The following is a 22,917-nucleotide window of genomic DNA, read 5'->3' as shown; positions in this document are numbered from 1 at the left end:
CAAGTCGAACACTCCGCGTCTCCAAAACGATCTTCTCGCTTCGCTTAATCTTCACTCCTCTTCAGCTTGAATAGCTGGAATTTCTCCCATTTAACTCTCGTTATTTGCTTTTCAAGTGAAATAAAGGGAATTTCTCCTGTTTATTCACCCGATTGACGTTATTTTCTCCATAAACGCTAGAATTAACGGGAGAAATTCCCACTAATTACCCTGAAATCTCGAAATCCATTAAAATAACGGGACAAATTCCCGCTAATTCCAATCGAGAGAGGTTTTTAGCTAAGGTTTTAGCAGGTCGGCAATAATTCACGTTCGTACTATATAGCAGAAAATCAAATATAAGCTTGAACAGACTCTACTCCCACATCACTCACAATGTCGATTACCGCTTGCAACAGATTTGGAGGGTACTCCGCAATGCGATGACATAAATATAAATACCATTCATGCCCATAGGTCAGATAAATTCGTACCGGATACCCGGCCGCCTTCAGCCTGCTGCTAAGGTCCGGGCGAATGCCGTACAGCATTTCGAATTCCGCTACTGAGTTCAACAACCCTTTCTGATCAAGAAGCTCATCTAGAATAAACTCATCGTGAGTGGCGATCGAAACGCGGTGCCCTTGATGAATGGTGCTTTCAACAAGCTGTACATATCGGCGATTCAGCTCGGCAGAACGAGGTATCATACAGTCATCGAGTTCCTGATAAGCCCCTTTAACCAAACGGATTCGACTCGGCGTGCCATGTAGCGCAGCCAAATCCTCCGGTGTTCTTTTTAGCTGTGCTTGTAAGGTGATGCCTATATTCGAATAGACGGAAGCCGCTCGTTTGTAGGCAGAGAGTATGCGCTCCGTCTTGGCGGACTCTTCCATACTAATGAATAGCTCAACATCAACCTTCTGTGCTTGCTCAGCAAGCTTCATTAGATGGGAGTAAGCAAGCTCGGTATCCAGCAGAAGTCCGATATGCGACAAATCGAAGGATACTCGTCCCGTCGCCCCGTTCTGGCCAACTTCCTGGATCAAACCGAGCAGTTCCTCAGCTGCAGCCTCACATTCAGATCCATCGGTTGTATTTTCCCCAATATACTCAAGGGATGTCGCGTAACCTTTAGCAGCAAGCTTCCGTGCTGCTTCAAGTCCATCCTGGCGCACTTCACCTGCCACATACCGCGCTGCCGCTAGCTGAAGCATCCCCTTTAGCTGCGGTGTGTTCTCCACATAGGACTTCAAATCGTTACGGCGAGCGATGGATTTAAGTGCAGCAGTAAATTGTGTTTCCAAATCAGATTCCAGATGCATAACTTAATCTCTCCTTCTTTCAAGTAAGCCTAGTTTACAAGGAGGAGAGGAATCGGTATTGTAAAATATTGCTCAATTTCAAATCGATAACGCATATTTTTGCGGGGTCGTCCCGACTATTTTAAAGAAGGCCTTCGCAAAGTGGCTTTGGTCATAAAAGCCTGCCTCTGCCGCAATATCGGCAATGGGTCTGTGCTTCGCCAGTTCTGTCTTAGCATGATTGATTCTTAGCAGAACTTGATAAGCATGTGGAGGAAGATGGTTCCGTTTCTTAAATAGCCTAACGAGATGAAACCTGCTGATGCCTGTTTCGAGCTCCAAACTCTCTAACGTAACTTGCTCGGCAAAATGCTCATGCAAATATTCTTTGATGCCTTTGACATACTTCTGATCCTGCTGACTTGAAGCTTCATGCTCAAGATCGGAGCTATTCTGGCTAACAAGGGTTAGTACTAGATCGATTAAAGCCGTTTCAATCTCAAGCGGCGTGCCTTTACTGGCAATCGCCCCCATCGTACGGTTGAATTGCAAACGGCATATTTTATTTTTACCCTCTTCCAATAAATATGGGATATACAGCTGGTCGATCTCTCGCCGCTTAAGGTCTTGAAACCATTCAGGCTTAATATACAGCATCTTATATTCCCAGGACGTATCGTCTTGAGGCTGACAAGCATGCAGCATGGAGGGTGGAAAACTGATCAGTTTGCCCTCTTCCACCTGAAGCAGCTTTCCATCGCACCAAGCATCCGTTGCGCCTTTATCAATCAATCCAATCGAATATTCCGCGTGAAAATGCTTATGATAAGCAAGATCACTTCTTTTGCATTGCTTGGCTTCCAAGAAAGGCAATCTATGATCGCGGTGAAAGGCCACTGCCTGCATGCTAAAGCCCTCCTACTTATTGAGATTTATCGTTTTGGCTGATGTTGACCGAAGCAATACAAATTGTTTGGCGAGAAATAGCGGCGTATAGGGCATATCATTGCGAAGCCATGCAATGATCGTACCGATCAATGCCGAAGAACCATACCAAATGGCAATGTCCTTCTGAATATTTAAAGTTGAACGGTGTAATTCGATATCTCTTCTTTCTATTCGTTCGGTAACAAGTCCCGTAAGCAGCTTTAACAGCCGGTCAGAAAAGATCGTCGTTCGATGCGTCGCGAGGATAACTTTGTAAAACTTCGCATGCTTGGAAAGATGCTCAAGCAAATTCACGAGCATCGGCCATGCTTCTTCTTCTTTCGAATCCGGATTCAGATGACGCGGGGTGTTGTCCAACACCTGCTGAATGTCCTCAATCATATCATCTGCCATCTTCTCCAGCATATCCGGAATATCCCGATAATGCAGATAAAAAGTAACACGGTTGATGGTCGCCCGTTCTGCCAGGCGATTTACCGAAATTTTCTCGATATCGATTTCCTGCAGCAGTTCAATAAAAGCGTCTCTAAGCAATTGTCGCGTACGCACGATCCGTGGATCTGTTCGAGTCGTTCCATTCTCCATATCCGTCTCCTTTCAAACTCCAGACTACACTTTTTACAATATCGTAGAACATCTTCAAGTTAAACAACAATAATACTTTAGTTGTAAAGTACTTTACACTATTCGCAAATAATGTCGCTTGTAAACCGATCAATTCTGCCTATAATCTAATTTATACATTGTTCATTATATAACACAGTGTAAATTAAGTACACAGAGAAGAATTGAAAGGATGGAGTAGGGTGAGTAAAAGTTTAGCAGAAAACAGCAGTTCGATAAAAAAGGGACCGATCTTGTTCATTATGATCTTGGGTGCCTTTCTTGCGACGCTGAATCAAACCGTCATGAGCGTTGCTACACCGGAATTAATGGTCGATTTTAACATTTCGGCTGCAACGGCTCAGTGGTTGACCACAGGTTATATGTTGGTAAATGGTGTCTTGATTCCAATAACAGCCTATTTGATGCAGCGATTTACCACGCGTGAGCTATTTCAAACGTCCATGTTTATTTTCTTGGCAGGTACGATTGTATCCGCGCTCGCGTCAAGCTTTCCTGTCTTGTTAACCGGTCGTTTGATTCAGGCAGCCGGCGCCGGCATCATTATGCCACTGCTTATGACCGTTATATTAACGCTCTTTCCTCCCAATAAGCGGGGAGCCGCGATGGGCATGGTTGGGTTCGCAATTATATTCGCCCCAGCCATAGGACCAACGCTTGCCGGTTATATACTGGAGAATTACAAATGGGAAACGATGTTTTACGGCATGATTCCGTTAGTCGTTATTGTAATCATTTGCGGGTTTATTTATCTAAGGAATGTGTCGGAGAGAATTCATGCGAAAATTGATATTTTGAGCGTTATCCTCTCCACTGTCGGATTCGGAGCCGTGATGTACGGCTTTAGCCGAGCAGGCAGCTTAGGCTGGTCAAGCGCTGAGGTTATTACGTTTATATCTGTGGGTATCCTTTCGCTTGTTCTATTTACTTGGAGGCAGCTGAAATTGGATAGTCCACTTCTGGATCTCCGTGCTTTCAAATACAGCATGTTCTCTCTTACCACTGTCATTAATATCGCAGTGACCATGGTCATGTACGCGGATATGATGCTGCTTCCGCTCTATTTGCAAAACGCCCGCGGCTTTACCGCGCTGGAATCCGGATTATTGATGTTCCCAGGCTCATTGCTTATGGGGATTATGATGCCAATCACAGGAAAGCTGTTCGATAAGTTCGGAGCCAAATGGCTGTCCGTCATTGGTATGGCAATTACGATCATCACGACTTTAGGCTTTATTAACTTAACAGACACAACCAGCTATGCCTACCTGGTTCTCATGTCTACAGGCCGTCGCTTCGGTATGGCCATGCTCCTCATGCCAATCACTACAGCTGGTTTGAATCAGCTGCCGGCTAGACTTAACGCGCATGGCACAGCTATCTCCAATACCATCAAGCAAGTTGCAGGGGCTGTAGGCACCTCGCTGCTCGTCACTATTATGACGAGCCGTACGACAACTCATATGAAAGATTTGATGACGTCAGGCGGGGCTGAAGGAACCACACAAGCTCAAATGGTAACTGCCGCTTCCATTCACGGTATTAACGATGCCTATCTCGTTATTGTAGGAATTGGTGTCATCGGGATGCTGCTTTCCTTCTTCATCAAACGTGCGGATCAGCCTTCTGTAGAAGAAAGCAAAGCCAGTGTGAAATTAACCGTGGTCAAAGAAGCTTGACGACGACGCATCGCCATTATTTCCAACCTTGTCTAAGCCTTTAACAAAAAAAAGACTACTCGCCTTTATTCCTAAGGAGAGTAGTCTTTTTTGGAATATCGCCCGCTTAGGATCCTGCCTCGTGATTTCCATATCATTTGCCATGTTATCCGTCCAAAACGTCTGCCGCCACGCGGAAACCGCAATTTCCGGTAGAACTGTCTGGCGTGTTGCCGCTTCTGGCTGCAACGCGGTAACGGTTGCAATACGAACGGTGACAGAGATAGGAGCCGCCACGCATAGCTCGAACGTCGGACCTCTCCGTGAAGCAAGGATTTTCCGTGGACGTCAGCTGATGGTAATCGGGACTGAACCAGTCTGCGCACCATTCCCATACGTTTCCCGATACGTTAAACAATCCGTATCCATTAGGCTCATAGGCATGAACCGGAGCCGTGCCTACATAACCGTCGCTTGCATTGTTCTTCACCGGGAACTTCCCTTGCCAGATGTTGCACCTATGCTTGCCTTCCGGTTTCAGCAAATCCCCCCAAGGATAGGTCCTCTCTGCGAGGCCGCCTCTCGCGGCATATTCCCATTCGGCCTCTGTCGGTAATCGTGTCCCCGCCCAAGCGCAGTATGCCATCGCATCATGCCAAGTGATATGAACAACAGGATGGTCATGCCGTTCATCAACGGTTGAATCCGGTCCTTCCGGCCTTGCCCAATGGGCCCCGTCCACAGCAAGCCACCATGGCGCTTGCTGCGGGACCTGCCTAACCCGCTCTCGCGTATAATCGGAGGCCAGCAAATGGAAGACAAAGGACCAACCGAACCGTTCGGCTTCTGTCACATACCCTGTCTCCTTAACAAAGGAGCCAAATTCACTGTTCGTTACCGCATACGGCGAGATGAGGAAGGAATCCACATGCACGTCGCGGTCCGGCCCTTCCCCGTCCGCCGCGAAACCGTTCGGTGAACTCGTCCCCATTCGAAAAGTTCCACCATCGATCCGGACCAGTTCGCTAGCTCCCCGCGCTTTAGTTCGTAACGTCTGAGCCGGGAATCCGGCTAATCGTTGAATAGTTCCAGTTTCTACTTGTTCTCTGCCAGCCGTACAGCAGGTTTTGATTGGTTTCATTCTTCTCCCCCTCTCCCGTTCAAGTCCGATTTTCCGATTAAGCATAAAATGCCGCTCCACAAATCCCTGAGAATAAGAGGATTGCAAACGGATGTAACCGTAAACGAAATAGCATATAGAAGCATACCGCTACAATCAGAATGGCCGGCAGTACTTCTTTAATAGGCATGCTGGCGGATAAATGGGCCGCACAGAGCTGGTAAGCAGCAAAAAGGATAAGGGCTGCTACAACAGGCTGTATGCCATACATGCAGCGCTTCAAGTAGTTTTTATGATCCCTGGTGATAAAGTAAATCAATCCGGCAATCATTACCATGGAGGGCAGCAGTAAGCCCAGCACACTAATCATGGCACCAATCACCCCGTAGGTTTGATATCCAACCAGCATGCCCAAATTAACGGCAATGGGACCCGGAGACATCCCAGCCACAGCGATCACGTCTACGAGCATGTCATTACTCATCCAGGCTTGGCGTTCCGTCTCCCGCTCAATTAATGGGATCAACGCGTATCCCCCGCCAAACGAAACGAAGCCCATTTGCAGAAAAAACCAAAATAACCCTGCCATGAATTTCCCTCCCAGATGAAATTGCCTAAATGAAATACATATAAGAATTGTCGACATCCGCCTTGGATTGCCCTGCCTGCAAGCTTTTTGCACGTTTAACCCCACCAAGTGTTGCAAGGACGCTTACAGCAGCTCCTCCCGTGATAAGCCAAATTGGATGTACCTCCAAAAATAGAAGGATAAGGCTTATCATTGCAATGGCTAACGTAAGGGTATCACGAATGGATGCCTTCCCCAGCCTAAATACGGTAAAAAGGATCATAGCAACAATTCCCCAGCCAATGCCTCTTAATGCCCCCTTCACCTTCAGGCTGTCACTAAACCTGTGATAGAGCAGAAAGAGTACGATGACGACAAGACAGGTCGGTATAATCGCACCGGATGCGGATGCGGCCGCGCCCTTCAACCCGCCAAGTCGGTATCCGATCAAGAATGAGGCATTAACGGCTACTCCTCCAGGAGCTGCAGCAGCAAGAGAAAGTGTTTCTTGCAACTCCTCTTCGTTCATCCATTTCCTGCTCGCAACAATCTCCCGTTCAAGCGCAGGAAACGTGGCGTATCCACCTCCAAATGAAATAGGCGCAAGTTTCAGAAAGCTCCAGAATAAAGCAATTAATCGAGGAGAACTCGATGGAGAACGATTCACTTTGTAACACTACCTTCCTCTAATTGTCTTCCAGTCGCAGCAAGCAGAATTCACCCATTAATAGTACACCTTAACGCCATTTTGATAAAAACATTTATTTCATCCTATCTTACAAATTAACAAATACGGATAACACATTGTGGCATCCTTCTTCCTATTCTTATTGTCTATAATGGGAAGCAGAAAGGAGCTGTTTCTATGAAAAAGCCAAATATTCTACTCATTACGAGCGACCAGCAGCATTGGAATACGATCGGCGCATTTAATCATGAAATTCACACTCCAAATCTGGACCGACTGGTTCGCGAAGGCACAACGTTCAGCCGCGCTTATTGCCCTAATCCTACTTGTACACCGAGCCGCGCATCTATAATTACCGGCATGTATCCCAGCCAGCACGGCGCCTGGACGCTAGGAACAAAGCTGCTCGAGGACCGGCATACCATTGGAGAGGACTTCCAGCAAGCCGGATACCAAACCGCTTTGGTTGGCAAAGCACATTTTCAGCCCCTGCGCTCAACAGAACAATATCCATCGCTCGAATCGTATCCCTTGCTTCAGGATTTGGATTACTGGAGAACCCACCATGATTCTTTTTACGGCTTCTCTCATGTTGAGCTTGCAAGAAACCATACCAATGAAGCGCATGTCGGGCAGCACTATGCAGCATGGCTGGAGGATAAAGGGTGCACCAATTGGCGAGATTATTTCTTGCCTCCAACAGGCACTATGGATCCTAACCAAACTTACAAATGGCCAATTCCTGAGAAATACCACTACAACACCTGGATCGCCGAACGAACGAATCTGTTATTGGAACAATATAAACAGAAGGACGACAGCTTTTTTATGTGGTCCAGCTTTTTTGACCCTCACCCTGAATACCTGGTTCCTGAGCCATGGGACAAGATGTATGACCCTGACCAGCTAAGCATCCCTTCCGTGGTTCCGGGCGAACACGATCATAATCCGCCGCATTTCCGAATGACTCAGGAAGAGTCGCCAGACTTCTCGTTCTTGCGGGAGAGCGGCTTCGACATTCACGGTTACCGCTCCCATCATTACTATGAGTATGGCAGCAAATTCAGGCTGACGGAAACGGACAGGAAAAAGCTGGTTGCTGTATATTATGGCATGGTCAGCATGATGGATAAATATATTGGAACGATCCTTGATCAATTAGACCAGCTCGGTTTAGCTGAGAATACGCTAGTCGTCTTTACAACCGATCATGGCCATTTCTTTGGACAGCACGGCTTGCAGGCTAAGGGCGGCTTCCACTATGAGGATTTGATAAAGCTGCCTTTCATCGTGAGGTACCCGGGACACGTTGCGGCTGGCAAGACCTCTTCGTCATTTCAATCCCTAGTCGATCTAGCCCCTACCTTCCTGTCGTTCTCAAATCTGCCTATTCCTCACGCCATGACAGGAGTAGACCAGAAGGACGTATGGCTCGGCAGGTCTGAGCAGGCAAGAGACCATGCGATTTGTGAATTCCGGCATGAGGCGACCACCATCCATCAGAAAACGTACGTAGATAAACGATATAAAATTACGATTTATTATAACCAGACGTACGGTGAAATTTTCGACCTGCAAGAGGACCAAAGCGAGCTTCATAACTTGTGGGATAACCCTGATTATGCCAGTCTAAAAGCAGAGCTTCTGCTAAAATATGCCTGGGCTGAACTCGGTAAAGAATCGATGCCCATGCCCCGAATTTGTCACGCTTAACCTATTCTAAGCAGTGCCTCAAGTCAGTAACCAAACCGGTACCCTTTAGCTCGTGGCGCCGATTGGAAGGCTTGAGGCCTTTTTCTCATCTAACGATTTACTATTCACTCCTGGCTGACGATGTTAAAATGATAGTAACTTTCATCAACTTTAACTTCGGAAGAGGTCGTCTGAATGATAGAGTTCACCCATGAATATGCGGAACATTTGTTTCATACTCCCAATGCATTAGAAAAGCATAACGGAGTGATACCTATCCGTATCGGCTATAACGAGGCAAAACCAAATTACCATATCGGGCCGCGATTTATTGCCTATCATAGCTTGCATTTTGTTCTTGCAGGCCAGGTTACACTGCGCATGAATCAGGAAGAAATTATGCTTACGCGAGGCGACCTGTTCGTCTTATTCCCTCATAGCATTCATGAATATTACATTACGCCTCATGCCGAACCTGCGCTAAAAATGTTTTGGGTTGCTGCTGAAGGTAAACAAATGCCGCTCGTCACCCGCCGCCTTGGGCTTACGCTCAAACATCCCTATATCAAAAATTTTTTCAACCAAGAGCTTGAGCAATCCTTTTTCCAATTTGCAACCGAATGGAAGCAGCTCGTGAAACAGGATGACTTCTCATTGACGCAAAAATTTTACTCGATACTCAATCAGATCATTCAATTGGCTAAACCGATAAAAGCGTCCTCACCTACCGATGATTGGGTCGCTACAAGCATCGACTACATTCATTTATATTATAAAGACGGTATAAGCGTGGCAGATATGGCCGATCATGTCGGGATTCACCGCTCGCATTTTTCAAATGTCTTTCAGCAGAAGACCGGTATTCGGCCACATCGTTACCTAACGAATCTAATTATGGCAGACGCTATGCAAATCGTGCTGACAACGGCTCTGCCGATTTCGCATATTGCCCTGTCTCTCGGGTATTCAGACGTATACTCCTTTACCCATGCCTTTAAAAGCTACCACGGGCAGTCGCCAAGCTTTTACCGAAAATCATAAGGTCCTTGCGTATAGCTTACAAAAAAAGAGAAACCCGCTGTCTTCAAGTAGACTTGGGTTTCTCGGCGAGTGGATTAACTGGTGCAAGTATTCATCGGTCTCTATAGCAAAGGAAGCGCGATATAATCTTGACTTCGATCAATCTTTCCAATCAGGCTAAATTTATTGATTTAATGGTAGCCAAAGGAATTTTCGGCTTGCGGTCCTCAGTCAGAAGCCCATTGATTTCCTGCTGGACATCCGTAAGCTGCGTATAGCAGTAACCGCTAATATACCCAACATCCTTGATCGCTTGGACAATGCCTTTGAATCGCTTAATGAAATCCTCTTCCGAAGCTACTTGGTCGCCATAACCCCAGCCTTTGTCCGACTTAAACGCGATGCCTCCAAATTCGCTGATGATGATTGGCTGACCTCGGTATTTATACCCTTCGGCAAATGCATATTTCCACTGATTGCAAGTCTTTTCATTGTTCAAAATCGCTTCCTTATCGGCATAACGCTTTAGAAAGTCATCGCCCGATGCGACGTAATCATGCAGCGTTATAATGTCAGACACCGTATGTTCCCAGCCATCGTTCGTTATGACCGGACGGTAAGGATCAATGGCTTTCGTCAGATGATAGATGCCCTCCGTAAACTTCTGCTGCCGCTTATCGCGCAAAATAGACGGAACGCCCCACGATTCGTTAAACGGTACCCAAGTAATTATACTTGGATGATTATATTGCTGCCTGACTATCTCTAGCCATTCCTTCGTGAATGCCTCAACTGCACGGTCATGATACTCGAAGGTTGCCGCCATCTCCGACCACACAAGCAGCCCTTTCACGTCGCACCAATAGAGAAAGCGAGCATCTTCGATCTTCATATGCTTGCGCACACCGTTGTAACCCATCGCTAAAATATAATCGATATCTTCAATTAAAGCTTCCTCGCTTGGTGGAGTCAGATGGCTGTCGGCCCAATACCCCTGATCCAGAATCAATCGCTGATAGATCGGCACATTATTCAGCAGCACCTCTCCATTCTTAATGGAAATCTTCCGCATGCCGAAATAGGAGAACACTCTATCCACGACCTGATCCTTCGCATACAGCACAAATTCCACGTCGTATAGGTTTGGATGCTGCGGCGACCAGAAGCTTTTTTTCCACGGCCCGTTCGCCTCATGCAGCAGATCAACCTCAACGCTCAGGCACGGGCGATCAATGGCTAGACTAACCTTCTTTACAGGTTTGCCTTTGAACGTAACGATAGCCTCCAGCCGTAGGTCTCCTGCAGTACCTTCCTCCACCCCTTGTACCTCGTAATCAAACCGGACGCTGGAACGGTCGAAATCAGGCGTGATCTTAACGGCGTCAAGCCGCTGTTCCTCCACATATTCCATCCAGACCGTCTGCCAAATCCCGGTGGTCTGGACATAGAAGCATTCGAAATTGTCTTCGATCCAACGCTGCTTGCCTCGGGGCTGATAGCAGCTATTGCTATCTACAACCTTTACTGTCACTTGATTTTCTGCTCCGAATGCGAGGTACGGGGTAATATCAAACGAGAAAGCCGCATAGCCTCCCTGATGCTGGCCGGCTAACGTTCCGTTTACCCACACTTTAGCTTCATAATCCACCGCTTGAAAATGCAGGATGACCCGTTTGCCTTCAGCCTCCTTCGAAATATGAACAGCTTTGCTGTACCATACTTGCGGATGGAATTGTTCGACTCCGATTCCGCTCGCTTTGGTTTCATACGTAAAGGGCACGTTTATTTTGTGGGTTTCTTCGAATTCCTTGTGCCACTTCTCTTTCTCCCCTAAGCCGCGGTCATCGAATCGAAAGCTCCATTCGCCGTTTAAGCATAACCAATGGTCGCGTACAAATTGCGGTCTGGGATAGTCCTTGCTATATGCCTTAGTTGTCATGCTGTGCCTCCTATGTCTGATGCTTTGCCAACATTTCCAGTACATAAACGGATGTTGGGCGCAGTGGGTAGCCTCGCTGCCATTGTTCGGCAGGGACGACTTTTTTCTTGCCAATGATCCGTTCTGGCTCAAACACAGAATTGATATCGTCGTAGGTATCTCCCGTAATTTCATATAAAACCGTTTCTTCCGCAGCCTCGAAGTGTTGAAGGTCAAGCGTCGCTTTCACCTCGTGCAAGCTGCGATTCACGATAAATGCAGTGACGGAGGTGTGATCGCTGTTCGTGCCTGCGACAATATCAAGATCAGGCAGCGCGTCCAGGGATAAAGGGGTCTCCTTAAGTGAAGGAACTGCAAAGCTTCCGCACGCTGCCGTGGCGGGAACCAGATGCCGTACATCTCGATTCGCGTAAAGCTTCAGCACTTCATAAGTTGGCGTGCCGTATATGGTTAGGGGCAAGCCGCTCCAGCCGGGCTCCTTGCCGCAATATTGATCGGCATAATAATCGCCAACGCGAATGCAGCCGCCGAGCCAGCCGTTCACAAGATCAGAGAAGCTGCCGATATGAACCATATCGCTGCAGCGTATCATTTCATTCAGGTTAGCAGCATTGGCTACGGCCGCGCCTAAAGTATGCTCGTTCGGCAGGCCTTTGCGAATCGTGTTTGGATAATACATCGTGTTGTATTCGGTAATCGCCAGCTTCACATGGCTGTGCTTCGCATTCGCAAGAATTTGCTCTGTTGTTTTTGTAATGTAGTGACGGGTAAACTCCGGAAATGCAGCAATCGCTTTATAGCGATCCTCCGCAGGCGTATTCCGGTCCATGCCGAAGGGCCCGTAGCCATGATAAAAGTGCAACGTAAGATAATCGAAATGCTCGCCAGCCAAGTCGAGGACAGTCTTGTTCCATTCCTGCTCGAAGTGGCCGCAGGCCAGAAGAAGAATTGAGGGATCAGCCGCCTTCATCGCTTGGGCAAATGAAACCGTGCGCTTAGCGAATTGATCCGCGGGGCAAGTACCCACCTGCCACTGGCCCCATACCTCGTTGCCAATCTCCCAATAGCGGACATTGTACGGCTCAGGATTCCCATTCGCTGCACGTTTCGCCCCCATCGGCGTATCGACGCTGCCGTTGCAATATTCAATCCACTGAGCAGCCTCCTCGGGTGTCCCTGATCCGTCGTTTACACAGATGAGCGGCTCCACCTGTAGCTCCCGGCAAAACCGAATAAATTCATCCGTTCCAAAATATTTGCTGGTCCAGCCTCCCCACGCTTCGTTGTACATGACGGGTCGCTCAAGAACAGGGCCTATACCATGCTCCCAATGGTAGGCGCTGATGTAGTTACCGGCGAGCCTCATCATCCCCGCATTCAGTTCCCGTGTCATATCGATAACTTCACGTTTCACCCTGGCGATGGAATCCACCGGCAATATAGACAAATGGTCGATCCAAAGCATGCCTGTTGACACATGATCGGCCCACCTTGGGTGATCGGCTGGAATGTATGCGCGAAGCTCAGCGTCAGCGCATGCTCGGGAAATCGACAGCATCGCCTTATGCTCACGCCAGTTGTGACTTTCGAGCTCGATCCGGACTTGTCCAAGGAGCTCTTCCGTGCGGCGATCCACCGCTTCGACAATGATAAACTTTAACTCGATGGAGGAACGAGCGACAAGCTTGACCACAAAATCCGTTGGTCCCTTAAGCGCTATTTTTTGTGCAACTCCCGCAAAGGCCTCATCATCACTGCGAAGAAGGATACGTTGGGTGCGGCCCGAATGCTTCGGTGCAGGCGCCTCCAGCGCATACTTCGTGTTCCGCCCGTTCGTATAGGCGTACCAGCTTCCGGAAATTTCCTTCTTCGATCCAGCCTTGCTTTCAAAATCCATATCCTTAAGCGGGTACGCGAGCATCGCTTCCATATGATCCCGAATATCTTCAACGAAATGTCCGAACAAGTAAGGGTTAACCGTATGCTGACTTGCATGGCTGCAATCAATCGTAATCTTTGCGTTAGTTTTCAAAATGAGCCTCCAACTGATTTGTCATAGGGTAGCTGCGCTAACCTTTAATCGATCCGATCATAACGCCCTTGACGAAATGCCGCTGCACGAATGGATACATAATCAATACCGGCAAAGTCGAGACGATAATGACCGCGAACTTAATGCTCTCCGATAGCAAAATTTGATCTTCCAGCCCGACGCTGCCACCCTCGATGGCTGCTGATTGGCTGATCATGAGAATTTCGCGCAGCACAAGCTGGAGAGGGTGCAGCGCTTCGTCACGGATATAGATCAGCGCAGGGAAGAACGAATTCCAATGACCTACCGCATAAAAGAGAAGCATGACAGCCAATATCGGTTTGGATAATGGCAAAATAATGCTGAATAGCAGTCTCCAGTTGGAGCAGCCGTCCATATGGGCAGCCTCCTGCAGCTCCCATGGGATACTGGACTGAAAATACGTCCTCATAACGATCAAATTGTAAGTGGCAATCGCTCCTGGAACGATCAGCGCCCACATGGTGTTGACCATTCCCAATTCTTTCACCAGCAAATAGGTAGGGATCAACCCTCCGCTTAAAAACATAGTAAGCGTAATTAACACCATAATGGCGCCGCGTCCAGGAAGATCTGGGCGAGACAATGGATAAGCCGCAAGAATCGTCATGATGATGTTGATAACCGTACCGACAACGGTATATATGATGGTGTTACGGTATCCTACCCAGATTTTATCGTTATGCAAAATGTTGGTGTACGCGTCCAATGACACGCCCTTCGGCAGCAGCCACACTTCGCCGTTCAGCACTTTGGCCGGATCGCTAAAGGAAGCGCTGACGATAAAGAGCAGCGGGTACAGCACAATGATGATAATAACAGCAGCAATCGCGTACACAACAGCATCAAATATCCGTTCATCCGACGTTTTCTTTATGGCCATCTGCTTCGACATGCCTGTGTTCCCTCCATTACCATAAGCTCGTTTCCGACGTCTTGCGCGCAAACCGATTCACCATTAGCAGCAAGATGAGGTTGATGACCGAATTGAATAATCCAATAGCAGCGGTGTAGCTGTATTCTCCCTTTAATATGCCTGTCGTATAGACAAACGTAGAGATCACGTCGCTTGATTCCAGATTCAAGTTATTTTGCATGAGCAAAATTTTCTCAAAACCGACGTTCATGAAATGGCCAACATCCAGAATGAGCAGGATCACGACGACCGATGCTATGCCCGGCAGCGATACATGCCATATGCGCCTGAGCCTCGACGCCCCATCCATCTTGGCCGCTTCGTATAGCTGCGGATTCACCCCGCTTAGCGCCGCAATGTAGATAATCGATTGCCAGCCCATGTTCTGCCAAATATTCGAGCTGATGAAGATCGTTTTGAACCAGCCCGCTGTCTCTAGAAAGCGGATCGATGTGCCGCCGAAAGCCTCAATCAGCATATTAATCGGCCCATTCGGTGAGAGAAATACATTTAATATACCTACGATCACGACAACCGAAATGAAATGGGGAATATACGTAATGTTTTGCAGCCACTTGCTGAAGGATTTGCTCCGAATTTCATTGACCAGAAGCGCCAGCATAATGGGAATCGGAAATGCGATGATTAGCGAGAACAAGTTGATGGACACGGTGTTCCATAGCAGCCTCCAGAAGTAATACGAGTCGAAAAACCTTTCGAAATGACCGAACCCTTCCCAAGGGCTACCGAGAATCCCCTTTGCCGGATTGAAATTTTTGAATGCGATTTGCAATCCGTACAGCGGACCGTAGTGAAAGATCAAATACCAAGCAATCGGCAGCAGCAGCATGAGGTATAGATCATAACTCTTTGCTATATTCCTCAGCAGGCTTGATCTGCCCTTTGGCTGGCTATGGTACAGAGCGGCTGCACCTTCTTGCGCGCTCTTCATGAGCATTCACTCCTTATCGATGTTGAATCGGTATTATTTCTCCATTTTGTCGTATGCTTCTTGATAAATCCGCTCCAGCTCATCGAGCTTCATTTTTTTCAAAGTATCCTGGAATGTGTCCCACTTATCGAAGCTGAGCGCGCCAACGATAAACTTCGTGCTCTGCTCATCAATATATTTGTCTATGTCGTTGCGTAAGATGTTAACCTTCTGAGCGGTCTCTTCATCGAACATCGGAGCAGCATAACGGATCTTCGGCATGTATGGCTCCAGCTTCGCGTATGCCTCTTGAACTTGCGGCGGATTGATGAAAGAAGCTACTTTGTCACTGATCAAGTGAGGCGCTCCGCCGCCTGCATATGGTGTCATTTTCCCCTGTGCGCCGGTTACGGCCAGAAAATCATCTTTGTAATACGGCATGCCGTCCTTCAGCTCATAATGCTCGCCCTCTCTTCCAAAGCGCAGCAGGGTGGAGCCTTCGTCGCTGTAGAAAAAGTCGACCCAGCGCATCGTCGCTTCCGGATTTTTGTTCACGGACGTGATTGCGAAGGCGCCGTAATCCCGCGGAACCGGTGAGGCCGGACTTTGCATCTGGTCACCATGCGGGCCAACTGGCGGCGCCGTGCCAATATATTGATCAGCGATCGGCATGAAGTTGTTGTTCGTTTGGTCGAAGAACATGCCCGTATTGCCCGTGCCCTGCTTTGCCAGAAATTGGGCTTCGGTATGCGAGAATATCTCTTGATCCAGAAGCTTCTCCTTATACAGCTTGTTTAAGTACATCAGAAGTTCTTTGTACCGCTCGTCGCCGCTCCAGATATGCACTTTATCGTCCTCGATGTTAATGTTATAGCCCAATTGCAGATCCAGACCAAACGATCCGGTCATCATTTGTACGATAGGCATCCCTAAACGCGCAGTCATCGGAACTTCATCGTGCTTTCCGTTGCCGTTTGGGTCCCCATCGCGGAAGGCAAGCAGCACTTGATAAAGCTCATCCGTCGTCTTTGGCTCTTCAAGGTTCAGCTTCTCTAACCAAGCTTTGTTGATCCATCTCTTGTCCGTGCGTGCCGAGCCCAGCGTTACGATACCGGGTATCGCGTAAATATGCCCTTCCGGGGTCGTAATGGCGGAGCGGATTTCCGGATATTGCTCCATCAAGCCTTTCAAATTGGGAGCGTATTGCTCGATTAAGCCCTCGAGCGGGATCAGTTGGCCGCCCGAACCATATCGAATCGTTTCGAGCGGCGTTAGGCCCGACCGGTACAAAGCGTCGGGAAGCTCATTGGACGCAAACAGCAGATTTTTTTTCTCCGCAAAACCATCCGTAGGGGCTTCGGTAAATTCAACTTGGATATTCGTTAATTTCTCATAATCCTGAAATACCGGCATGTCCTTGAACGGGCCGTTAACAGGTGCGATGCGCGTGAACATCTTGAGCTGGATTGGTTCGTCTACGATTGGGAATCCTTCCGCTTTAATAGCGCTTTCAGATATGGGCGAAGCCTTTGTCTCCGAGCCTCCATCGTTGCTGCAGCCAGCTAGAATCAGACCGGAAACGATCACCGTAGTTAACGCGTTTCTTCCCCAGTGCCTATGCATCAATCTATGACCCCCAATGTTCTATTCACCGTATTTTGTAAACGTTTACCGCCGGTGTTCACTCATTATAATTCACCAGTTTTTCTGCGAAGTTATAATAATATGACTATTTACTCCACATATTTTACGACTTTTCTTAACTTTCCCGATCCCAAGTTATTCAAATAAACCTGAGGCGTCACGCCGGTTATTTCCTTGAACACTCTGAAAAAATAATTGTAGGAAGAAAAGCCCGTTTGGCTGCTGATTTGCTTGATTGAGTATTGACCGCTCTCAAGCAGGTTGCACGCCGCATCGATTCGGACCCGATTCAAATATTCCGAGAATGTCGACTTCGTCTCTTCTTTGAATAATCTGCTTAAGTACGATGGATTCAGCCCAATGGCGCCTGCTGCCAGCTCAAGCGTGACGCAGACAGCATACCTTTCCAATATAAATCCGATCGCTTGGGATACATGCCGCGAATACGGTCCCACTGCATGTTTCTCCTTGAGCAGGCTCAATAGGTTGGCATAGAAAGCTTGCAGCCAACGTTCCATCTCTCCGACGCTTCCAAGCCTGCCTAGCTCACTCCGCGGTGGAAGCCTGTCCAGCGCAGCGTCGAGCTGGGGCAGCCATTTCTTCAACACTTTATCCGCGATATGCAGCAGCTCGCCAATGATCATCTGTACTGAATGGGAGTGGACAGGCTGCCCCTTAATGGAGTTGAATACGGATAAAATCAATCGCTGCATGCCGTCTTTATCCAGCGTTTCTATCGTAAGGAGCAGCTGTTTCTGCTCCTCGATGGTTAACGAGACGCGCTGGCCGTTTATGCCGCTTCCCCCTGCCATGGCATGATTTGCCGGTTCTGCAGCGGGAGAAGAGTCAAGCGATCGCTCAGCTGAAGCGTAGCTCGCCCCAAGATGGGACAAGCTGCTGCATAAATGCCCAACGGCGTACTCGCATTTTAAATTCAGGAATAGCTCCAACGCATGGCGAAGCTTGCTCATCAAACGTTCAGCCTCACTAGAAGCAGCAAGCTCGCTTCGCTCCTTGAATGAAAAGACGACGACCAGACGCCCGTTCTCAAGGTACGCGGCCGTGCGTTCTTGAATATCGCCCAGACTCTGCTGCATAATCTCCACAGCCTGCTGAACGAGCCTATTCGTCTGTACGTCGCTGCTGGCTTGCGTCAGCAGCAGGAAAGAAACAATCTGAAGGGAAGCGGCAGCGTAGCTCACCGTCTGGGGGTATAAACCATTCTTCCGTACGAAGGCTTCGAAATGCTGAGGGGCCTGCGGCTTTCCCCTTACCAGATCGGCAATATAATTACGAATTAGCACGGGATTCATCCATTCCGCCATTTCCTTCTGGTCGTTGCGCTCCTTTAACATCCGATCCTCCTGCCGCAGCTCCAGAACGGCTTTGTTCAACATTGCAATAAGCGTTGCGCCGTCCAACCGGTGCTTCAGCAAATAATCGACGGAGCCGTTCTTCAAGCAATCCCGCACATAATCGTAATCATCGAAGCTGCTTAACATGATCGTCTTAATCGTGGGAAACCGTTCTTTGATCATACGGTTAAGCTCCACGCCGTTCATCTCGGGCATATCTACGTCAATAATGGCGATATCCGGTGGCGACTGTTCAATCATTGCCAAAGCCATCACTCCGTTATGTGCCTCGCCGCAAATTTCGAAGCCATGCTTTCGGAAATCCACTAGCGTCCATAAGTTGTTGCGAACCAGCGCCTCGTCGTCAACCAGCATCACTTGAAACATAACTTAGATCACCTCTTGTTTGGATTTTCCCCTATGGCTAATAACAGGAATCGTAATAACAACCTTCGTATAAAGTCCCAGCTCGCTATAAAGGGTTACGCCGTAAGGTTCACCATTCATGCGTACGATTCGTTCATGTACATTGCGAACCCCCATGCCGCTAAAGCGCGAAGGTGCCTCCCCATTGCCATTCTCTCCGAGCAGCAATTCCATCTGTTCCGGAGTCATGCCTTTCCCATTGTCCGTCACTTCGATCTTCAGATCGTGATTCTCTTCCCAAATGCGGATAATGACCGCTCCCCCCTCCTCGAGCGAGCCGATCCCATGAATGACCGCGTTCTCTACGATTGGCTGAAGCATAAGCTTGGGAACCTGGCATTCCAGCAGGGCTTCATCTTCAATCTCCTCATACACCGGGATCGGCTGCATGTACTTATATTTCACGATGGAGATATAGCTTCTTACATAGTCCAATTCCTCACGAACCGTAAGATATTCGTTGGAGTTGCCTAGAACCCCGCGCATCAGCTCGATTAACGATCCGGATACCTCCTCGATATTGGGAACCCCGTTCAGCTTAGCCAAATATTTAATCGTATTTAGTGAGTTGTATAGAAAATGCGGTCGGATTTGCGCTTGAAGTGCCGTCAATTCCGCCTCACGCTTCTCCTTCTCGCTGATTCGAATCCCTTCCAGCAACCGCTGCAGCTCCTCCACCATGCCGACAAAAACGTGATACAGCTGACCTACCTCGTCTTTTGTTTTAATTTCCTTCATGGGAAACGTTAGATTACCATCCTTCACCCGCATCATCATGGATTTCAAGCGGCGGATATTTATGGTGATCCGTGAGGATACCTGCAGTGAGCAAACTAACGCGACGACCAAAACAACCAATGATACTTCTGCCATCAGCTTGCGGAGATTCACAGATTCGCTAAGCAGCGAGTCCATCGGGATAAGCGCCAGCGTTGTCCAGCCCGTATAGTCGGATACACGTCTAACCACGGTATAGGTTCTTCCCGCTATGACCATCTCTGCCGCATCGTCTGGTCCCCTGAATTCCTGCCTGATACTAACAATCTTCTCAATAGAAGGCGCGAATGACGGGGCCGATTCGGTCTGATAGACGAAGCCATCCTCCTTATCAAGTACATACAGCATGCTGTCGGCGGTCGGCTTTACTCCATACGTTTTCTTGATAAAATCATAGTTCAGATCCACCATGACAACGCCGATCGTCTCGCGGTTATAACGAATTTCTCTGCCTACAGTAATAGCACCCGACACGCCTGTCTGCTTCAAGTAGGCATGCCTCGATCCATTCCCCAACAAATAATCCATCGTGGATGACTGAAGAATTGTCCGGTCCAGCCAAGGACTGCCGGAGAAAAAAACCTTTCCGTTCAACCCGACGACAGCAATTCTAGAAATATAGGGCTTATAATCGATTAGCACCGATAGAAATTCATCAATTCGCTTCTGCTCTAGAAACCATTCATAGCTAATCTCCTCAGAGGTGCTAAGCAGCGTATCAATGACTGTGTTTTTGTTGGTCACTACCACAGTATTTAGCCGATCGATCTCCTCCAACATAATATTAAGAGATTCGTCCGCTTGGCGAATGCTATCCGATACCGAAGTGACCGCGTTATCCTTTATCGTCTCGCGCATGTTCAAATAGACAATGCCCGAAATGGAGAAAATGGAAAGCAGCGCAACTAAACTGAATGCAATGAAAATCTTTCCCTGGATGCTTAAACGGGGCGAAATCCATCGTCGAAGGGTGGACAGCTTCATGCCTAGAAATCTCCTTTGTGAAACGCAAGATATACAACAATGAAATCGTTTTCAAATATTGCGTGCCCGCTCCAGGCTAGTCGCTCGTCTTCCTTAAGGTTACGGGGGATTCTTTAAAATATATCTTAAACGCTCTAGTGAACGAGTACAGGTTGGGATAACCTAGAGACAATGCGATCTCCGTAACTGACGCGTTCGTATCCATAAGCAGCTTCTTTGCCTTGTCCATGCGGATCTGCTGCAAGTACTTCATTGGCGGCATGCCTGCTTGGCTTGTAAACACTTGGGTAAAGTAGGAACGGTGTACGCCTGCGAAATCTGCTACCTGCTGAACCGTTATTCCCTCTGAGGCATGCAATTCCATGTATTTCATAGCTTCATAAATCCATCCGGCAAACTCAGCTGCTTGAGCAGGTGCCGTCTTTGGAATCAACCCCGCGAACAAGGCGCAAATCAAACTTTGCAACTCCAGTGCGGTTGCCGGGCTCCAGCGCTGAACATTTGCCAGCGCATGGATAACTCGCTCTGCTGAAGCCTTAACGCGAGAGGTGAGCGCCTTTCTGCAAAACGGATTTTCACGTGTTAATCCCGCAAGCTCTAGCAGCGGTATTGCCCGATCGCCGTCCACCGCCAACCAGCTCATTTGCAGCGGGCTGTCGGAGGGGAGTATAGAATATGCATATTTTCGGCCTGGAAATAAACAAAACACATCGTCCTTCTGCAGTAACACCTCCATGCCTTCGTACTGCAAACGAACCTTTCCCTCCAGCACAAAATGAAGACTGTAACACTCGATTCTCTTCGGTCCCACTTTGTAGTTGGGCTTGGCCAAACAGCGGCCGGCCCTAACTGGCCATATCCGACCTTCCTTATCCAGATCCCCCGGCGTATAGTAAATGAAATCAGCAAACTCATAATCGTATTCCTGCATCGCAGCCATCGCTCCCTTCCCTATTGTATCCATCACTATTTCCAACATAATGACAACAATTTATAAATAAACCTTTTTAATAGAACTTCAATATATAAGGATTATAATAATCGGAATGAATTTATTTTGTCTAGTACACCTAACATTTTGCTATCTTTAATATTTTTATACTTACCCGCTTAGCGAACTTCATTTTTCTCCTCGGGAACGCACCGATAAAATACTTGCCGTACCGTTTGCATTTTCCCTCACGATCCAACGCTGATATTTTCACTAAACCTACGATTAGATAATCTACTCCGCATCTCAGTTAGAAACAATTTCCAAAGAGTTTCGCTTCTTCAGGATATCCGTCCACCTCAAAGAGCCTCTTCCTAGGAAGAGGCTCTTTATCAATCATTCAGCAAAAGCATTGCCTTTATGATCCCGATATGGCAGAACCGCTAAGGCGATTCAGAAATAACGTCGAATTGATAACCAGATTGCCATCAGGCGATGTCCGTCCTAAAATCCGCCAACCCTGCTTATTCAACTGTAATTCATCAATCGCTTCATACATGATCTGCCTCATCCCCTCTGCTGTGCGAACAGCCACTAGAGGGTCTACGGATGTACGACTAATTTGCTCAAGCACTGCTCGTTTATTCCTCACGAGACTAGCCACAAAGATCTGGCTATAAGAGCTATAATCAAACGATGCTCCGTTCACTAGAATAACCCTCACCTTTGACTTTAAGCCTACTTTTTCGAGGAAGGAGCAGGACGCCTCATAAGCCGCTGGGTCAATCTCAAGGCAAATAACCTCAACTTCACCAAATAGATGTAAAATAATCGGACTGAGCGGCATCGGCCCGCTGCCAATAAATACGATTGGTAACTTCTCCATCTGGCCAGCTTGCCGGTTCATCTGACGCAGCGTGGACAGCTCTTCGCTAACCAAGGCCATATATATATTCCAGTAAGGCAGCCGCGCAACGATATCCAGAATGAAATCCTCCGCCCCGCAAATCAGCTGGGAATCCGCCAGCTCTACTTGAAATTCGGCTTGTGACAGCTTATCCTGCAACATTAGCTGGTTCGTAACCATGTATTCATGCCTAAGAACGGCCTTGATTTCCTCAGGAGTATAATAGGCACGCAATTGCTGGGAAAGGCGCGCAATCATGGTTGTCACCTGTTGATTAGCAGGCGATAAATCCTCTTCTTTTTGTAGAAGTTCATTTACTTCACGGATAAAATCGATAAAGCCATCCACCTTTTGCGTGCTTGCCATGCTACCAGTATGTATATTTGCAGCAGTAGAAAATCTCTCCATTTGCACTATTCCTCCCTCAATCTGCAT

General features: G+C 47.9%; 18 protein-coding genes. 3 read left to right on the top strand and 15 right to left on the bottom strand.

The window, feature by feature from the left end; all coding sequences use genetic code 11:
- Window positions 1-332 precede the first annotated feature (332 nt).
- The 3 genes from FJQ58_RS24030 to FJQ58_RS24020 form a co-directional block, all read right to left on the bottom strand.
- Window positions 333-1,304, bottom strand: coding sequence for a proline dehydrogenase family protein (locus FJQ58_RS24030; RefSeq protein WP_139997333.1), 972 nt, complete (start codon window positions 1,302-1,304; stop codon window positions 333-335).
- A gap of 78 nt (window positions 1,305-1,382) precedes the next feature.
- Window positions 1,383-2,189 carry an AraC family transcriptional regulator gene (locus FJQ58_RS24025; RefSeq protein ID WP_139997332.1) on the bottom strand — a complete coding sequence of 269 codons (807 nt, stop codon included), beginning with the start codon at window positions 2,187-2,189 and terminating at the stop codon, window positions 1,383-1,385.
- 12 nt (window positions 2,190-2,201) lie between these two features.
- Window positions 2,202-2,816, bottom strand: coding sequence for a TetR/AcrR family transcriptional regulator (locus tag FJQ58_RS24020; protein WP_139997331.1), 615 nt, complete (start codon window positions 2,814-2,816; stop codon window positions 2,202-2,204).
- A 281-nt stretch (window positions 2,817-3,097) separates the two neighbouring features.
- Between FJQ58_RS24020 and FJQ58_RS24015 the strand changes: the two genes are divergently transcribed.
- Complete coding sequence (locus tag FJQ58_RS24015) at window positions 3,098-4,534, top strand: DHA2 family efflux MFS transporter permease subunit (RefSeq protein WP_140000036.1); 1,437 nt, start codon at window positions 3,098-3,100, stop codon at window positions 4,532-4,534.
- Between the two features lie 145 nt (window positions 4,535-4,679).
- Here FJQ58_RS24015 and FJQ58_RS24010 read toward each other — a convergent pair whose 3' ends face one another.
- The 3 genes from FJQ58_RS24010 to FJQ58_RS24000 are packed head-to-tail and all read right to left on the bottom strand — an operon-like array spanning window position 4,680 to window position 6,868.
- Complete coding sequence (locus FJQ58_RS24010; protein WP_139997330.1) at window positions 4,680-5,654, bottom strand: formylglycine-generating enzyme family protein; 975 nt, start codon at window positions 5,652-5,654, stop codon at window positions 4,680-4,682.
- A gap of 37 nt (window positions 5,655-5,691) precedes the next feature.
- Complete coding sequence (locus tag FJQ58_RS24005) at window positions 5,692-6,222, bottom strand: chromate transporter (RefSeq protein ID WP_162341743.1); 531 nt, start codon at window positions 6,220-6,222, stop codon at window positions 5,692-5,694.
- Between the two features lie 25 nt (window positions 6,223-6,247).
- Window positions 6,248-6,868 (bottom strand): chromate transporter, encoded by a 621-nt coding sequence (locus tag FJQ58_RS24000; RefSeq protein ID WP_139997328.1) that lies wholly within the window; start codon window positions 6,866-6,868, stop codon window positions 6,248-6,250.
- A 198-nt stretch (window positions 6,869-7,066) separates the two neighbouring features.
- On the opposite strand from FJQ58_RS24000, the gene FJQ58_RS23995 reads away from it, so the two are divergent.
- Window positions 7,067-8,602 (top strand): sulfatase family protein, encoded by a 1,536-nt coding sequence (locus FJQ58_RS23995; RefSeq protein ID WP_139997327.1) that lies wholly within the window; start codon window positions 7,067-7,069, stop codon window positions 8,600-8,602.
- Window positions 8,603-8,776: 174 nt separating this feature from the next.
- A complete protein-coding gene (locus tag FJQ58_RS23990) occupies window positions 8,777-9,622 on the top strand; it encodes a helix-turn-helix transcriptional regulator (protein WP_139997326.1) in 846 nt (281 codons plus the stop codon).
- 151 nt (window positions 9,623-9,773) lie between these two features.
- Here the strand turns inward: FJQ58_RS23990 and FJQ58_RS23985 are convergent, their stop codons facing one another.
- From FJQ58_RS23985 to FJQ58_RS23945, 9 genes are all read right to left on the bottom strand, one after another.
- Complete coding sequence (locus tag FJQ58_RS23985) at window positions 9,774-11,540, bottom strand: glycoside hydrolase family 2 protein (protein ID WP_139997325.1); 1,767 nt, start codon at window positions 11,538-11,540, stop codon at window positions 9,774-9,776.
- 10 nt (window positions 11,541-11,550) lie between these two features.
- Complete coding sequence (locus tag FJQ58_RS23980) at window positions 11,551-13,572, bottom strand: alpha-L-arabinofuranosidase C-terminal domain-containing protein (RefSeq protein ID WP_139997324.1); 2,022 nt, start codon at window positions 13,570-13,572, stop codon at window positions 11,551-11,553.
- A 37-nt stretch (window positions 13,573-13,609) separates the two neighbouring features.
- Window positions 13,610-14,506: a carbohydrate ABC transporter permease gene (locus FJQ58_RS23975; RefSeq protein ID WP_139997323.1), complete on the bottom strand. Its 897-nt coding sequence runs from the start codon at window positions 14,504-14,506 to the stop codon at window positions 13,610-13,612.
- 16 nt (window positions 14,507-14,522) lie between these two features.
- Entirely contained in the window at window positions 14,523-15,479 is a 957-nt protein-coding gene (locus FJQ58_RS23970; protein WP_139997322.1) for an ABC transporter permease, read from the bottom strand.
- A gap of 33 nt (window positions 15,480-15,512) precedes the next feature.
- Window positions 15,513-17,081 carry an extracellular solute-binding protein gene (locus FJQ58_RS23965; protein WP_140000032.1) on the bottom strand — a complete coding sequence of 523 codons (1,569 nt, stop codon included), beginning with the start codon at window positions 17,079-17,081 and terminating at the stop codon, window positions 15,513-15,515.
- Window positions 17,082-17,191: 110 nt separating this feature from the next.
- The gene (locus FJQ58_RS23960) at window positions 17,192-18,844 is read right to left on the bottom strand and encodes a response regulator (RefSeq protein ID WP_139997321.1); all 1,653 of its coding nucleotides are present in this window, start codon (window positions 18,842-18,844) and stop codon (window positions 17,192-17,194) included.
- A 3-nt stretch (window positions 18,845-18,847) separates the two neighbouring features.
- Window positions 18,848-20,644 (bottom strand): sensor histidine kinase, encoded by a 1,797-nt coding sequence (locus FJQ58_RS23955; RefSeq protein ID WP_139997320.1) that lies wholly within the window; start codon window positions 20,642-20,644, stop codon window positions 18,848-18,850.
- A 76-nt stretch (window positions 20,645-20,720) separates the two neighbouring features.
- Window positions 20,721-21,584, bottom strand: a complete 864-nt coding sequence (locus FJQ58_RS23950) for an AraC family transcriptional regulator (RefSeq protein ID WP_338016162.1) — start codon at window positions 21,582-21,584, stop codon at window positions 20,721-20,723.
- A 409-nt stretch (window positions 21,585-21,993) separates the two neighbouring features.
- Window positions 21,994-22,890: a nicotianamine synthase family protein gene (locus tag FJQ58_RS23945; protein WP_162341741.1), complete on the bottom strand. Its 897-nt coding sequence runs from the start codon at window positions 22,888-22,890 to the stop codon at window positions 21,994-21,996.
- Between the last annotated feature and the right edge of the window lie 27 nt (window positions 22,891-22,917).

It is taken from the genome of Paenibacillus paridis (assembly GCF_006345825.1).
GTDB lineage: Bacteria > Bacillota > Bacilli > Paenibacillales > Paenibacillaceae > Pristimantibacillus > Pristimantibacillus paridis.
Note: the sequence above shows the minus strand (reverse complement) of the source record. Positions and strands in the feature narration are given on the sequence as shown.